Below are 13,861 nucleotides of genomic sequence, written 5' to 3'. Positions count from 1 at the left end.
CTACCCCCGGATCAGCGCCAGGACTCAGCCGTCACTAACGTCGCACTCTGCGTCGACAGTGCCATCGCGATCAAAAAAGCAGCCTGAGATCTAAAACAAATCTCACTTAACCCCCAGAACGATGTGACACGGATTGCTCATTGTTATACATAAATCCGCTTTTGATTCTGGCCGGAGGCCGTGGGAGTGGACCGGGCGAAGCTTCGCTTGTTGGCGAAAAGGGCCTTGATCAGCTCGACTCTGCAGCCTTGAGCTCACGCTGCTCGATGGCGACTGACCTGGACAGCACTGTGATCGCTGCCAGTGCGGCAATCACCAGGCCTGGCGAGGTAGCCAGCAGTACGCCGGCGGTTCCGGCGCCAGCGCCCAGCAGTTGTCCGGCTGCCAGGGGACCGGCGACCGAACCGAGACGGCCGATGGCCACTGCTGCACCCACACCGGTGGCACGTACCGAGGTCGGGTAGGCGGGCGGGGCCAGTGCATACAGCACCAACTGCGCGGCGATGACAAACACCCCGGCTGCAAACCCGGCAACGGCCATCGGTACGATACCGACCGACAGACCCACGCCTGCCAGCGCCGCGAGCAAACCGGCGTAGACGAACAGCACGACCTTGATGCCATTGCAGCGATCGAGCAACAACCCGCCCAGCAACGAGCCCAGCGCGCCGCCGATATTGAACAGCATCTGCACCATGCCTGCCTGCGGTTTGCTGAAACCCTGACCGATCAGCAGTGAAGGCAGCCAGTTGAGCAGCATGTACATCACGGTCAGGGTAAAGAAGTAGCCAAGCCATAAAGCCAGTGTCGTGCGCGCCCGGCCTTCGCCGAACAACGCAGTGGCGCTTGAATACCGAACGCTGTCAGCAGTGGTCTGCTGTTTGAAAGTGCTGGACTCGGGCAGTAACAGGATCATCAGCGGAGCTACCAGCAGCGGCACCAGACCGCCGATGATGAACGTGGTTTGCCAGTGCTCGCTGGTGAACATGGCCACAACCGCCGCGAGGGCACCACCCAATGGAACACCGGCGTACATGACGCTGATGGCCAGCCCGCGGTGACGTTCGCTGACGGCTTCTGCGCACAAGGCGATCAGATTGGGCAGCGCGGCCCCCAGACCCAGGCCGGTCATGAAGCGCACCAGCAACAGTCCGGAAAAGCTCTCGACATAAGCAGTGCTCAGTGAAAAGACCCCGAACAGCAGCACTGCGCTGACCAGAATCCTCTTGCGGCCGATGCGATCGGCGATCCATCCGCCAAAGAACGCGCCAGGCAGCAGCCCGATGATCCCGGCGCTGAATACCCAGCCCATCATTTTCGGATCGAGGCCGAAGGTCTGGCGCAATCCGGCGGCGGCCGTTCCCGCAGCCTGCAGGTCGAAGCCCTCGATGAGCGCAACGATAAAACACAAGGCAATGGTCAGCGTCGATCGACGTAACGGACTGTTCATGGCAAGCCTCATTGTTGTTTTTGTTGTGGAGAAAAGCCTGTTCCCCAGCGCCAATCGAGGCGTTGTCACAGGTATTCATCAAGGTAACAAAAATAACTAAAAAGTGAATCTGGCCGAAAGACTCGTAAAAAACCAGGCTTAGTCTTTTAAAAACATTGAGTTAGAGGAGTAATGTTGAGCGACCGATAAAGTAGTTAATCATATTAATGTTCGATTATCGGTCAGTTTGGATTGACGTCGCCGCTGAATATTTCAATTCTCTGCTCACGGACCTGCAATCAAGCGCCGGACCGACTCCAAAAACAACAACAATAAGTGGACACCGAACATGTCGAAGCTCGCTCATGATGCAGCAAGCACTGTGTCAGCTCCCTTTTTTCGTGGAAAACGTTGTGGCCTTGCGCTGGGCCTGCTGGGTATCAGTGCCATTCCCGACCCGTCACAGGCGCAGGGTTTTCTGGATGACAGCCATGGCACACTGACGCTGCGCAACTATTATATGGACCGCGATTACAAGGATGATGGCACCAGGACTGCGACTCGGGAGTGGGCGCAGGGCTTCATCATGAATGCGGAGTCCGGCTTTACCCAAGGGCCGGTGGGGTTCGGCCTCGATGCGCGAGCGCTGGTCGGCGTGAAGCTGGATTCCTCGCCAGACCGCAGCGGCACCGAGCTGTTGCCGGTATCCGCCAGTGATGGCCGGGCGGCTGACGAGTATTCGCGGCTGGCCCTGACCGGCAAGCTGAAATTCCACGAAACCACGCTCAAGACCGGTGACGTGTCGATTTTCCTGCCATTCGCCTTCGCCAGCCCCTCGCGACTGTTGCCGCAGACCTTCCGTGGCACCACGCTGACCTCGAAGGATATAGATGACCTGACCCTCCATGCGGGCTACATCGACCGCGTCAACAAGCGTGACTCCAGCAACTACCAGCCCATCAGCATCGCTTCACCGAACCGCCGTTTCAACGGGGCGGCAACGTCGTCGCACATGGCTTATGCCGGAGGCGATTATCAGGTCAACAAGGACCTGAGCCTGCGTGCGTATCACGCCGAAGTAGACGATCTCTATACCCAGAACACTCTGGCCCTGTTGCACAAGCTGGCGATTGGCGACGGCGAACTGACCACCGATCTGCGCAGCTTTTTCAGCCGCGATACCGGCAGCGCGAAAGCCGGCGAAGTCGACAACCAGAACCTGTCCGCGTTGTTCGGCTACAGGTGGGGAGGGCACAGCGTCAGCCTTGGCTACATGCATTCCAGTGGCGACACGGCGACGCCTTATGTCTCGGGCACCGAGCTGATGGGGCTGAGCGAGATGACCATGAGCTCTGACTTCCTCAACGCCAAGGAGCGCACCTGGCAAGCTATCTACGACTATGACTTCACGGCGGTCGGGCTGGTCGGGCTGCGCAGTCGCCTGCGTTATGTGCGCGGCGACAACATCGAGCTGGCCGCTTTCAATGCCGATGATCGCAAGGAGCGTGAGTTTCAGATGGAGCTGGGCTACGTTGTGCAAAGCGGTCCACTGAAGAACGTCGGGCTGCTGGCGCGCAAGTCGATCTATCGCAACGATTTCCCGGCAGGTGCAGCCTTTCGTGACGAGAACCAGACACGCTTCATCGTGCAATACAGCTTGCCGCTCTGGTAACCACCCCGCCTTGACGGCAGGGAAGCCGTTTACGATTGATACACCTTTTTCAGCAACCTGAGCAGGTCTTGACGTTCCTTCTGATCCAGCGCGGCAGTGGATTCCAGGTCGCTGTCCACGGCGATCTGTTTCAGCTCGCGCAGCAGTGTTTCGCCGCTTTTGCTGAGAAAGATGCCGTACGAGCGCTTGTCCGGCTTGCAACGCACCCGGACGGCCAGCGCGCGCTCTTCGAGCTTGTTCAGTAACGGGACGACCTGAGGCGGTTCGATCGCCAGCGCCTTGGCCAGGTCTGCCTGCATGAGACCCGGGTTCTGCTCGATGATCGCCAGTGCCGAGAACTGCGCCGGGCGCAGGTCGTGTGCGGAAAGACGTCCGATCAGGTTCTGGAACAGCTTGAGCTGTGCGCGGCGCATGGCATAACCGATCAGATCATCCAGCGCAGAATCCGTTGGCAAACGTGCCTCGGCAGCCTGTACGGGAGCCTGGCAGGCGTCGGCGATGTCAGATGGCTTGGCCATTGAAAATGCGGTCCTTGTGGTTTGATGGGTCAATCAGCCGATCAGTTTGCCGAGGTTGGCGAACGATAGCTATGGGGCATACGTGACTGTGACCAGCCTGTTCGGGCGGAGTGCCGAGATTTTGATTAATGTGAATAACAGTTAATTGACATAACTATATTTGCGGTTTAGCTTTGAGTCATCTTCAAGCCAAGAACAAGAGAGCATCGCCATGAGCAAATATGAAGGTCGCTGGTCAACCATCAAGGTCGAGATCGAGCAAGGTATTGCGTGGGTCATCCTCAATCGGCCGGAAAAGCGCAACGCCATGAGCCCGACCCTGAACCGCGAAATGATCGATGTGCTGGAAACCCTCGAGCAGGATCCCGATGCGGGGGTTCTGGTGCTGACCGGTGCGGGTGAGGCGTGGACCGCTGGCATGGACCTCAAGGAGTACTTCCGCGAGGTGGATGCCGGACCGGAAATTCTTCAGGAAAAAATCCGGCGCGAAGCCTCCCAGTGGCAGTGGAAGATGTTACGCATGTACGCCAAGCCAACCATCGCAATGGTCAACGGCTGGTGCTTTGGTGGTGGCTTCAGCCCGCTGGTGGCCTGTGATCTGGCGATCTGCGCCGATGAAGCGACCTTCGGCCTGTCGGAAATCAACTGGGGCATTCCGCCCGGCAACCTGGTGAGCAAGGCCATGGCCGACACCGTGGGCCACCGCCAGTCGCTGTACTACATCATGACCGGCAAAACCTTCAATGGTCAGAAGGCCGCTGAAATGGGCCTCGTCAATGAAAGCGTACCGCTGGCGCAACTGCGTCAGGTGACCATCGATCTGGCCAATAATCTGCTGGAAAAAAATCCGGTGGTGCTGCGCGCCGCCAAGCACGGCTTCAAACGCTGCCGCGAACTGACCTGGGAGCAGAACGAAGACTACCTGTACGCCAAGCTCGACCAGTCACGTCTGCTGGACAAGGAAGGCGGGCGCGAGCAGGGCATGAAGCAGTTCCTCGATGACAAGAGCATCAAGCCCGGCCTGGAAGCTTATAAACGCTAGTCGGGTAACCAGAAGTTTTAAAGCCGAGTCTGTAGTTCCTGATAAAGATAATAAAGAGGAATCACCATGCTGGACGTGCCCCTGCTGATCGGCGGCCAGTCGTGCCCCGCGCGTGACGGACGTACATTTGAACGCTGCAACCCGGTGACCGGCAAGGTGGTTTCACGGGTGGCCGCAGCGACTCTGGAAGATGCCGATGCGGCGGTCGCAGCCGCTCAGGCTGCGTTCCCCGGCTGGGCAGCGATGCTGCCCGGCGAGCGTCGGGCGCGTCTGCTTGAAGCTGCTGCGCAGTTGCAGGCCCGCAGCGGCGAGTTCATCGCTGCTGCCGGCGAAACCGGCGCAATGGCTAACTGGTACGGCTTCAACGTACAGCTGGCCGCCGACATGCTGCGCGAAGCGGCATCCATGACAACGCAGATTACCGGCGATGTGATTCCCTCCAATGTTCCCGGCAATTTTGCCATGGCGCTGCGCCAGCCCTGTGGTGTGGTCCTGGGTATCGCGCCGTGGAATGCGCCGGTGATTCTTGCCACGCGAGCCATTGCCATGCCACTCGCCTGCGGCAATACCGTGGTGCTCAAGGCTTCGGAGCTCAGCCCCGCCGTGCATCGGCTGATCGGCCAGGTGCTGCAGGATGCCGGATTGGGTGACGGGGTGGTGAACGTGATCAGCAATGCGCCTGCCGATGCGCCGGCGATTGTCGAGCGTCTGATTGCCAACCCGGCAGTGCGACGGGTCAATTTCACCGGTTCCACTCATGTAGGCCGCATCGTCGGTGAGCTGTCGGCGCGGTATCTGAAACCGGCACTCCTGGAACTGGGTGGCAAGGCACCGTTTCTGGTGCTCGACGACGCCGATCTCGACGCGGCAGTAGAGGCTGCCGCCTTTGGCGCCTACTTCAATCAGGGCCAGATCTGCATGTCCACCGAACGGCTGATCGTCGACCATAAGGTCGCCGATACCTTCGTTGCCAGGCTGACGGCCAAGATCAAAACGTTGCGCGCTGGCAATCCGGATGACAGTGAATCGGTCCTCGGGTCGCTGGTGGACGTGGGTGCCGGGACGCGCATCAAAGGCTTGATCGATGACGCCGTGGCGCGTGGCGCAACGCTGGTGATTGGCGGGCAGTTGCAGGGCAGCATTCTGCAACCGACGCTGCTCGACGGCGTGACAGACGCCATGCGCCTGTACCGCGAAGAGTCCTTCGGCCCGGTGGCCGTGGTGCTGCGCGGCGACGGTGACGAGGCGCTGTTGCGGCTGGCCAACGATTCGGATTTCGGTCTCTCGGCGGCGATTTTCAGTCGTGACACCAGCCGGGCGCTGGCGCTTGCGCAACGGGTCGAGTCCGGGATCTGCCATATCAACGGACCCACCGTGCACGACGAGGCGCAAATGCCGTTCGGCGGGGTGAAATCCAGTGGCTATGGCAGTTTCGGCGGCAAGGCTTCGATCGAGCAATTTACCCAGTTGCGCTGGGTGACGTTGCAGAACGGGCCACGGCACTATCCGATATGAGGCCTCCGATCTGAGCCATCCGATCTGAACCCTTCCAGGCCGGCGGCAACGGTCTTTGCACAAGACTGAGCTTCCGGTGAGTCAGGCACAACAATAACAAGGCTGCAGCCTGGTGCTGCAATGCTCGGCCCGAACTGCTGCATGGCGTTTGGCGCCTGCGTACCTTGATGGAGAGAACGCACGTGAGTTCCGATATCAGATCGTCAACGCTGCAGAGTGAAGATAATCCACCGCGCTATCGTCAGGTCTCCATCGGCCACCCGCCCATCGAGGTGCGGGAAGAGCAGGGCGTTCTGCACATGCGGGCCCTGGAACCCCTGGCCCGGTTACCCGACCGGCTGCTCGACCGACTGGTGCATTGGGCGCAGTTGCGTCCGCAACAGACCTTCATTGCCGCCCGCGACAGCCGTGGCGGCTGGCGCAAGGTCAGTTATGCCGAGATGCTGACTGACGTGCGCGCTATCGCACAGAGCCTGCTGGCGTACGGACTTTCCGCCGATCGGCCGCTGGCGTTGCTGTCAGGTAATGACATCGAGCACTTGCAGCTCGCTCTGGGTGCCATGTACGCCGGCATTCCCTACTGCCCGGTCTCACCGGCATATTCGGTCATGTCTCAGGATTTCGCCAAGTTACGACACGTCTGCGACGTGTTGCGGCCAGGACTGGTATTTGTCAGTGATGCCGCGCCGTTTCAGCGAGCCATCGATGCGGTCATTGCGGCCGACACGCCGGTCATCACTGTACGCGGACAGCTCAATGGCAGGCCTGCGCTGACCTTCGCCAGCCTGCTCGAAGAACCGGGTGGCAGCGAGGCGGATGCGGCTTTCCTGGCCAGCGGCCCCAACACCATCGCCAAGTTTCTGTTCACCTCGGGCTCGACCAAACTGCCCAAGGCGGTGGTGACCACCCAGCGCATGCTGTGTGCCAATCAACAGATGCTGTTGCAGACATTTCCGGTGTTCGGCGAAGAGCCGCCCGTGCTGGTCGACTGGCTGCCCTGGAACCACACCTTCGGCGGCAGTCATAACCTCGGCATCGTGCTGTACAACGGTGGCACGTTCTATCTGGACAACGGCAAGCCAACCGCTCAAGGCTTCGCCGAGACCCTGCGCAACCTCAAGGAAATTTCGCCTACCGCTTACCTGACTGTGCCCAAGGGCTGGGAGGAGCTGGTCAACGCACTGGAGCAGGACGCCGAGCTGTGCGAGCGATTCTTCTCGCGTATCAAGCTGTTCTTCTTCGCCGCTGCCGGCCTGTCGCAAAGCATCTGGGATCGCCTTGACCGGGTGGCCGAGCAGCATTGCGGCGAGCGGATTCGCATGATGGCCGGGCTGGGCATGACCGAGGCTGCGCCGTCCTGCACCTTCACCACCGGGCCCTTGTCGATGGCCGGTTACATCGGCCTGCCCGCACCGGGATGCGAAGTGTGTCTGGTGCCGGTGGATGGCAAGCTCGAAGGGCGTTTTCGTGGTCCGCACATCATGCCGGGCTATTGGCGCTCGCCGCAGCAGACTGCCGAAGTGTTCGACGAGAACGGCTTCTATTGCTCCGGCGATGCGATCAAGCTTGCCGATCCTGCGGCACCCGAGCTGGGCCTGATGTTCGACGGGCGTCTGGCCGAGGATTTCAAGCTGTCGTCGGGCGTGTTCGTCAGTGTCGGGCCGATGCGCAATCGGGCGGTGCTGGAAGGCTCGCCGTACGTGCAGGATGTGGTCATCACCGCGCCTGACCGCGAATGCCTCGGGGCGCTGGTGTTTCCCAGAGTGCACGAGTGTCGGCAACTGGCCGGGCTGGATGCACAGGCCACGGATGCACAGGTACTGGCCAGTGCGCCGGTACGTGAGTGGTTCGCCGGCTGGCTGGCGCGCCTGAATCAGGGCGCGAACGGCAACGCCAGCAGGCTGGAGTGGATCGTGCTGCTTGATCAGCCCGCGTCCATTGATCGCGGCGAAATTACCGACAAGGGGTCGATCAACCAGCGCGCTGTTCTGCAGTGGCGCGCAGACAAGGTCGAAGCGCTGTACCGTGATCAGGATCCGGACAAGCTCCGTGCCGAGCCCAAGGCATGAGTGGCAGCGGGCAGTATTCGGCATTCAGTGACGTGGCCATCGTCGATGCGGTGCGCACGCCCTGGGTGGATCTGGGCGGTGCTCTGGCACCTGTCTCGCCCATCGATCTGGGTATCAAGGTCGGCCGCGAGGTTCTGGCGCGTGCCTCCATTCAGGCGGATCAGGTCGACAGCGTACTGGCCGGTTCGATGGCGCAGGCCAGTTTCGATGCCTACCTGCTGCCCCGGCACATCGGCCTGTACAGCGGCGTCGCGGACAGCGTTCCGGCATTGGGTGTGCAGCGTATCTGTGCCACCGGTTTCGAATTGTTGCGCCAGGCCGCCTTGCACGTGGGCGAAGGCGGGCAGATGGCGCTGTGCGTCGCCGCCGAGTCCATGTCGCGCAACCCGATCGCGGCCTATACCCACCGCAATGGCTTCTCGCTCGGTGCCGCTGTGCAGTTCAAGGATTTTCTCTGGGAAGCGCTGTATGACCCGGCACCGGCGATGGACATGATCGCCACGGCAGACAACCTCGCAAGGCGTCATGGGTTGAGCCGTGAGGCGGTGGACCGCTATGCCTTGCTCAGCCATGAACGGGCGCTGCAGTCGCAGGTTTCCGGCAAATGGACCGAGGAAATTGTCCCGGTCAGCAGCGAGCGCTTTGCGCTGGAAGGCTATCAGCCGCGCGGCATCGAGTTGCCGCGAGGGGTTGAAGTGGTCGCGCAGGACAGCCATCCGCGTGCGACCCATCTGGCAGCGTTATCGCGTCTGCGCGCCATTCACGCGAACGGGGTGCAGACCGCAGGCAATAGCTGTGCGGTGGTCGATGGCGCGGCGGCGGCCCTGGTGGGGCGTGCTTCACAATCGACGCGACCGGTGTTGGCGCATCTGCTGGCCAGCGCGGTGACGGGTGTGGCGCCAGAGTTCATGGGCATTGGCCCCGCACCTGCGATCCGCTTGCTGTTACAGCGCAGCGGGCTGGCACTGAGGGATATCGGTCGACTGGAAATCAATGAAGCGCAGGCCGCTCAGGTTCTGGCAGTGGCACAAACGCTGGAGCTTGACCACGAGCGGCTCAACTGCCTGGGTGGATCACTGGGCCTGGGCCACCCGTTGGCAGCCACCGGGCTGCGTCTGGTCATGACCCTGGCCCGGCAACTGCGCGACGCAGGCTTGCGCTACGGTATCGCTGCAGCCTGCGTCGGCGGCGGGCAGGGCATGGCGCTGCTGATCGAGAATCCCCGCTATGCCTGCAGCGCTGTCTAACCAGGAAAATGCCCGCAAATGCGACATTTTCCTGCGTTAAACGCTACGCCCCACGCAGGTCATCCTTTAGCGCTTGACCGAATCGTGGCGAACGGTGAATCTCGCATCTCTCGATCCCACGGAACCCCGTCTATGCGTGCCCTCGCTGAGCTTTCTTTCGATTTCGTCTGGCATTTGATGTTCACGGATGACAAGCAGCTCGACCAGGATCTGGCGGTGCGCTCGCTGGAAAATCTTTGCGATTGTTTTTCGTCGATGTCCGACGAAGAGAAAAGGGCGTTCATCGCGGTGGCTCATGAACGCAAGGCGCGCCTTTTCGCTGTGCCCGATGCCGACGGCTACTCGCCGATACGCCTGGCCACCGAAGAGCAGGCGCAGTTTCTCGATCATGTGGTGTCCGGGCAGTTCTTCCAGCAGTTCGAAGAGCCCCTGGCGGCGGATGCCAGCGACCGCGTGGTGCCGATTCGCCGCTGAGTGAACGCAGGCCGCCCGGTTATTGCTCGACGGCTTCCGGCAACCTGGCGATGACCTTGATCTCGAAATCAAAGCCATACAGCCAGGTCACTCGGCCACCGGCACGCCATCCGCAATAGCGTGCCGCGGGTTCAACGCCGTGCCGACAGTTGCTGCGGGGCCAGAAATGCATCGTGGAAATAGTTGCGGAATGCCTGCATCGCCGGGCTCAGTTCTCGTTCGCGGTGCCAGGCCAGGCCGACGCTCATGGGCGTCACCGTGTCGGTGACGGTGATCGTTTCGATACGCTTGCCTTCCAGCGACCAGGGGCGATGCACCAGATCGGAAAGGATTGCCACGCCGCTGCCGTTGGCGACCATGCTGCGCACGGCTTCCACCGAGCTGGTGCGGATTCTGACGTTGGGCTGCTGTCCGGCCAGCTCCCAATAGCGCATGGCGCTTTGTTCGGCTTCGTCGACGGTCAACAGGATATAGGGCTCCTGCGCGACATCGGCGAGGCTGACAGAAGCGCGTTGGCACAGTGGGTGATGGCTGGACAGCCATAGGCGGCGCTCGGAGTTGAACAACGTTTCCGAGATAATATCCGGGTGAGTGATATTTGCTGTCAGCACCACCGCCATGTCGAAGCGACCTTGCAGCAGGCCTTGTTCGATGGCGTGTCGTTCCTGCTCATGCACTTCGATGGCCACGTCCGGGTGCCAGTGTTCCAGGCGCTGCAAATGATGCGGCAGAAAGTAGCCGATGACCGTGTAGCTGGCGGCCAGGCGCAATACGCCGCTGGCACGGATATCGGGCAGCGGACTGTTCAGCGCATCATCGACGCTGCGCAGAATGACGTAAGCCCTGTTGAGAAAATGACGGCCTGCTTCAGTCAGGCTCATGCCTTGCGCCGAGCGTTGAAACAGCAGGGTGCCGAGCATACCCTCCAGTTCCTTGATCGCCGTGGTGACCGCCGACTGGGAGATGTTCAGGTGAATGGCGGCCTGCGAGATCTGCCCGATCTCGGCAGTTGCCACGAAATAACGGACCTGGCGCAAGGTCAGGGACATAAGCACTCCAGACAGACGTTCCACTGGGTGGGGTATCTGTTTTTCAGAAGATGGCGTATCTGTTAATAGATCTACCCAAGGGGTGCAACTGAATTTAACGTGGTTTGCATGAAGCCGGATAGCCCCTTGTCCGGCCAGCCACAGGAGCAACAGCCATGCAGGTGGATTTCAACTCGGACATGGGTGAAAGCTTTGGCGCGTGGACCATTGGTGACGGCGTCGATACTGAATTGATGACGTTCATCAGCTCCGCCAATATTGCGACCGGTTTTCACGCCGGTGACCCTGGCACCATGCGTCGCACGATCGAGCAGGCGAAACGTCTGGGCGTTGCTATCGGCGCACACCCAGGGTTCCGCGATCTGGTCGGCTTTGGCCGCCGACATATCAACTCGACGCCCCAGGAACTGGTCGACGACATGCTCTACCAACTGGGTGCCCTGCGCGAGCTTGCGCGGGTGCAAGGCGTGGCCATGCAGCATTTCAAACCCCACGGCGCCTTGTACATGCACCTGGCCAGGGATGAAGCCGCAGCCCGACTGCTGGTGGAGAACCTGCAACGCCTGGAGCCTGATTTGCTGCTCTACTGCATGCCCGGTTCGGTTATCTGCAAGATCGCCGAAGAGCTGGGCCAGCCGGTGATCCGCGAGTTCTACGCTGATCGCGCTTACGACCTCAGCGGCTCCATCGTCTTCACTCGTCACGTACGCGCCCTGGACCCGACCGAAGTCGCAGCCCGCGTGGTGCGCGCGTGCCTGCAAGGTCTGGTGCGTACTGTCGAGGGTGAGGACCTGAGCATCGAATTCGATTCGATCTGCCTGCACAGCGACACGCCGGGCGCGCTGGACCTTGCAGAAGCGACACGCCTGGCGCTAGACGCTGCAGGCATTGAGGTGCGTGCACCGCGTTGAGTCAAAGGCATCGTGTGCACAGACGCACGAGCCGTGTTACTGATTTTTGCCTGCCGTTCTACAACGATTTCAAGAAAGGAACAGACATGGCTGATCCGATTCGCTACAGCTTTGGCGCTGATGAACATCTGTTCGCCGAGGTCAGTGACAGTATGTCGCTGGAAGCATTTTTCAAGGGGCTGGCGGTGACCCGTGCGGTCGAGCGTCTGGCGCTGGACGGTGTGCTGGACGTGTGTCTGGCCAACGCGTCATTCCAGATTCGTTTTGACCCGGACCGCATCGCACCACACGTCTTGCTTGAAGCGGTGAGGGCGGCCGAGGCCGGTGCGGTCGCCGAACGCACCCTGCAGACCCGGATCATCGAGATCCCGGTGCTGTACAACGATCCATGGACCCACGAGACCCTGATGCGTTTTCGTGACCGCCATCAGGACCCCGGTTCCACCGACCTGGAATACGCTGCACGCATCAATAACCTGGCGGATGTCGATGCCTTCATCGCCGCACACAGCGGCGCACCGTGGTTCGTTTCGATGGTCGGTTTTGTCGCCGGTCTGCCGTTCATGTTCCAGATGGTTGAACGCGAGCGTCAGCTGCAGGTGCCCAAATACCTGCGTCCGCGCACCGATACTCCCAAGCACACACTCGGCCACGGCGGCTGCTTCGGCTGCATCTATTCGGTACGCGGAGCGGGCGGTTATCAGATGTTTGGCGTCACTCCTGCGCCGATCTATGACCCGCAGCAGAAGCTGGCCTACCTGAAAGAGCACATGGTGTTCTTCCGGCCGGGCGATATCGTCCAGTTCAAACCGCTTGACCGGCAAGCCTACGACGAGGCTGTCGCAGAGGTGGAAGCCGGGCGCTTCGACCTGCTCATCCGCCCGGTCGAGTTTTCACTGGATGCCTTTCTGGCCGATCCAGTGGGCTATCCCAAGTCGTTGCAGGAGGTGCTGGCATGATCAAGGTGCTCAAACCCGGTCTGGCCACCTCGGTTCAGGACCTCGGCCGCGAGGGCTATTATCACCTGGGCATTCCGCCCTCCGGTGCGCTCGACCAGTACGCCCTCAGCGCCGCCAATCAGCTGGTCGGCAATCCACCCGGCGCGGCCGGGCTTGAATGCACGCTGCTGGGACCGGAACTGGAGTTTCAGTGCGATACGCTGGCTGCGGTCTGCGGCGCACACATGGCGGCGCGCCTCGACGGTGTGGAAATGCACCACGACACCGCCTTTGCGGTGAAGGCCGGGCAAGTGCTGCGTTTCGACTTTCCCAAGGACGGTGCGCGCACCTATCTGGCCGTCGCCGGCGGCATTGATGTGCCGCTGGTGCTGGGCAGCCGTTCGACTTACACGTTGGGTGCGCTTGGCGGTTTTCAGGGTCGTAGACTGGCCGCTGATGACCAGCTGCCGATAGGCACACCCAGCGGCAAGGGACGTGCCGGCGCCAGTCTGCCAATGGCCTTGCGCCAGTCTCTGGGTGGTGAGGTGTATCTGCGGGTCGTGCCGGGCCTGTATTACGAGCGCCTGACCGAATTTGCTGCCACCAGTTTTTTCTCCGAGCCCTGGAGCGTAGGGTCGGAAGCCGACCGCATCGGTTATCGCTTCAAGGGGGGCAGGGCGCTGACCTTCCAGCCCAGGGAGCAGCCCTTCGGCGCCGGTTCCGATCCATCCAATATCGTCGACAGCTGCTACCCGATCGGTTCGATTCAGGTGCCTGCCGGGCTGGAACCGATTGTGTTGCACCGTGATGCGGTGTCGGGCGGGGGCTACGCGATGATCGGCACGGTGATCAGCGCGGACCTGGATCTGATCGGTCAGATGCAACCCAATCAGACCGCCCGATTCGTGGCCGTAACGCTGGAGGAGGCGCTGGAGGCGCGCAAGTCATACAAGAAGAAGCTGGCGTGCCTGAGCAAACTGTTTCCTTCCTGAGGCTG

At 61.1% G+C, this 13,861-nt stretch carries 12 protein-coding genes and 1 pseudogene; 9 read left to right on the top strand and 4 right to left on the bottom strand.

The features are described 5' to 3' along the window. Window positions 1-229: 229 nt before the first annotated feature. Complete coding sequence (mhpT, locus tag QRN50_RS09415) at window positions 230-1,450, bottom strand: 3-(3-hydroxy-phenyl)propionate transporter MhpT (protein WP_096126803.1); 1,221 nt, start codon at window positions 1,448-1,450, stop codon at window positions 230-232. 328 nt (window positions 1,451-1,778) lie between these two features. Here mhpT and QRN50_RS09410 point away from each other — a divergent pair, with 328 nt between their 5' ends. Further along, window positions 1,779-3,101, top strand: coding sequence for an OprD family porin (locus tag QRN50_RS09410; protein WP_054091210.1), 1,323 nt, complete (start codon window positions 1,779-1,781; stop codon window positions 3,099-3,101). A 29-nt stretch (window positions 3,102-3,130) separates the two neighbouring features. On the opposite strand, the gene QRN50_RS09405 is transcribed toward QRN50_RS09410, so the two are convergent. Beyond that, window positions 3,131-3,619, bottom strand: a complete 489-nt coding sequence (locus QRN50_RS09405; RefSeq protein ID WP_003401022.1) for a MarR family winged helix-turn-helix transcriptional regulator — start codon at window positions 3,617-3,619, stop codon at window positions 3,131-3,133. 211 nt (window positions 3,620-3,830) lie between these two features. Between QRN50_RS09405 and QRN50_RS09400 the strand changes: the two genes are divergently transcribed. The 5 genes from QRN50_RS09400 (at window position 3,831) to QRN50_RS09380 (ending at window position 9,966) form a co-directional block, all read left to right on the top strand. After that, window positions 3,831-4,661 carry a p-hydroxycinnamoyl CoA hydratase/lyase gene (locus tag QRN50_RS09400; RefSeq protein ID WP_003401024.1) on the top strand — a complete coding sequence of 277 codons (831 nt, stop codon included), beginning with the start codon at window positions 3,831-3,833 and terminating at the stop codon, window positions 4,659-4,661. Window positions 4,662-4,727: 66 nt separating this feature from the next. Beyond that, the gene (locus tag QRN50_RS09395; protein WP_003401027.1) at window positions 4,728-6,176 is read left to right on the top strand and encodes an aldehyde dehydrogenase; all 1,449 of its coding nucleotides are present in this window, start codon (window positions 4,728-4,730) and stop codon (window positions 6,174-6,176) included. 182 nt (window positions 6,177-6,358) lie between these two features. Beyond that, window positions 6,359-8,245, top strand: a complete 1,887-nt coding sequence (locus QRN50_RS09390; protein ID WP_003401029.1) for a feruloyl-CoA synthase — start codon at window positions 6,359-6,361, stop codon at window positions 8,243-8,245. Further along, the gene (locus QRN50_RS09385; protein WP_096126804.1) at window positions 8,242-9,492 is read left to right on the top strand and encodes a thiolase family protein; all 1,251 of its coding nucleotides are present in this window, start codon (window positions 8,242-8,244) and stop codon (window positions 9,490-9,492) included. The genes QRN50_RS09390 and QRN50_RS09385 overlap by 4 nt, the downstream gene beginning before the upstream one ends. Window positions 9,493-9,624: 132 nt before the next feature. Further along, the gene (locus QRN50_RS09380; protein WP_003401038.1) at window positions 9,625-9,966 is read left to right on the top strand and encodes a hypothetical protein; all 342 of its coding nucleotides are present in this window, start codon (window positions 9,625-9,627) and stop codon (window positions 9,964-9,966) included. Between the two features lie 19 nt (window positions 9,967-9,985). On the opposite strand, the pseudogene QRN50_RS25850 reads toward QRN50_RS09380, so the two are convergent. Continuing rightward, window positions 9,986-10,066 (bottom strand): annotated as a pseudogene (locus QRN50_RS25850) (RidA family protein); the annotation flags it as partial. Between the two features lie 31 nt (window positions 10,067-10,097). Next, window positions 10,098-11,015 carry a LysR family transcriptional regulator gene (locus QRN50_RS09375; protein ID WP_003401040.1) on the bottom strand — a complete coding sequence of 306 codons (918 nt, stop codon included), beginning with the start codon at window positions 11,013-11,015 and terminating at the stop codon, window positions 10,098-10,100. Window positions 11,016-11,170: 155 nt separating this feature from the next. Between QRN50_RS09375 and QRN50_RS09370 the strand changes: the two genes are divergently transcribed. From QRN50_RS09370 to QRN50_RS09360, 3 genes are all read left to right on the top strand, one after another. Next, on the top strand, window positions 11,171-11,926 hold the full coding sequence (locus tag QRN50_RS09370; RefSeq protein ID WP_060409633.1) for a 5-oxoprolinase subunit PxpA: 756 nt from the start codon (window positions 11,171-11,173) through the stop codon (window positions 11,924-11,926). Between the two features lie 86 nt (window positions 11,927-12,012). Continuing rightward, window positions 12,013-12,885: a 5-oxoprolinase subunit B family protein gene (locus QRN50_RS09365; RefSeq protein ID WP_003344902.1), complete on the top strand. Its 873-nt coding sequence runs from the start codon at window positions 12,013-12,015 to the stop codon at window positions 12,883-12,885. Then, window positions 12,882-13,856 carry a 5-oxoprolinase subunit C family protein gene (locus QRN50_RS09360; protein ID WP_011267917.1) on the top strand — a complete coding sequence of 325 codons (975 nt, stop codon included), beginning with the start codon at window positions 12,882-12,884 and terminating at the stop codon, window positions 13,854-13,856. The genes QRN50_RS09365 and QRN50_RS09360 overlap by 4 nt, the downstream gene beginning before the upstream one ends. Window positions 13,857-13,861: the final 5 nt, after the last annotated feature.

The organism is Pseudomonas sp. MEJ108, from assembly GCF_030208985.1.
Classification (GTDB): Bacteria; Pseudomonadota; Gammaproteobacteria; order Pseudomonadales; family Pseudomonadaceae; genus Aquipseudomonas; species Aquipseudomonas fragariae.
This window is presented reverse-complemented; position numbering and strand designations above follow the sequence as displayed.

Coding starts and splice junctions, on each gene's coding strand:
- QRN50_RS09380 (WP_003401038.1), top strand. CDS start 9,625: ATGCGTGCCCTCGCTGAGCTTTCTTTCGATTTCGTCTGGCATTTGATG.
- QRN50_RS09395 (WP_003401027.1), top strand. CDS start 4,728: ATGCTGGACGTGCCCCTGCTGATCGGCGGCCAGTCGTGCCCCGCGCGT.
- QRN50_RS09400 (WP_003401024.1), top strand. CDS start 3,831: ATGAGCAAATATGAAGGTCGCTGGTCAACCATCAAGGTCGAGATCGAG.
- QRN50_RS09410 (WP_054091210.1), top strand. CDS start 1,779: ATGTCGAAGCTCGCTCATGATGCAGCAAGCACTGTGTCAGCTCCCTTT.
- mhpT (WP_096126803.1), bottom strand. CDS start 1,450: ATGAACAGTCCGTTACGTCGATCGACGCTGACCATTGCCTTGTGTTTT.
- QRN50_RS09370 (WP_060409633.1), top strand. CDS start 11,171: ATGCAGGTGGATTTCAACTCGGACATGGGTGAAAGCTTTGGCGCGTGG.
- QRN50_RS09360 (WP_011267917.1), top strand. CDS start 12,882: ATGATCAAGGTGCTCAAACCCGGTCTGGCCACCTCGGTTCAGGACCTC.
- QRN50_RS09385 (WP_096126804.1), top strand. CDS start 8,242: ATGAGTGGCAGCGGGCAGTATTCGGCATTCAGTGACGTGGCCATCGTC.
- QRN50_RS09405 (WP_003401022.1), bottom strand. CDS start 3,619: ATGGCCAAGCCATCTGACATCGCCGACGCCTGCCAGGCTCCCGTACAG.
- QRN50_RS09365 (WP_003344902.1), top strand. CDS start 12,013: ATGGCTGATCCGATTCGCTACAGCTTTGGCGCTGATGAACATCTGTTC.
- QRN50_RS09375 (WP_003401040.1), bottom strand. CDS start 11,015: ATGTCCCTGACCTTGCGCCAGGTCCGTTATTTCGTGGCAACTGCCGAG.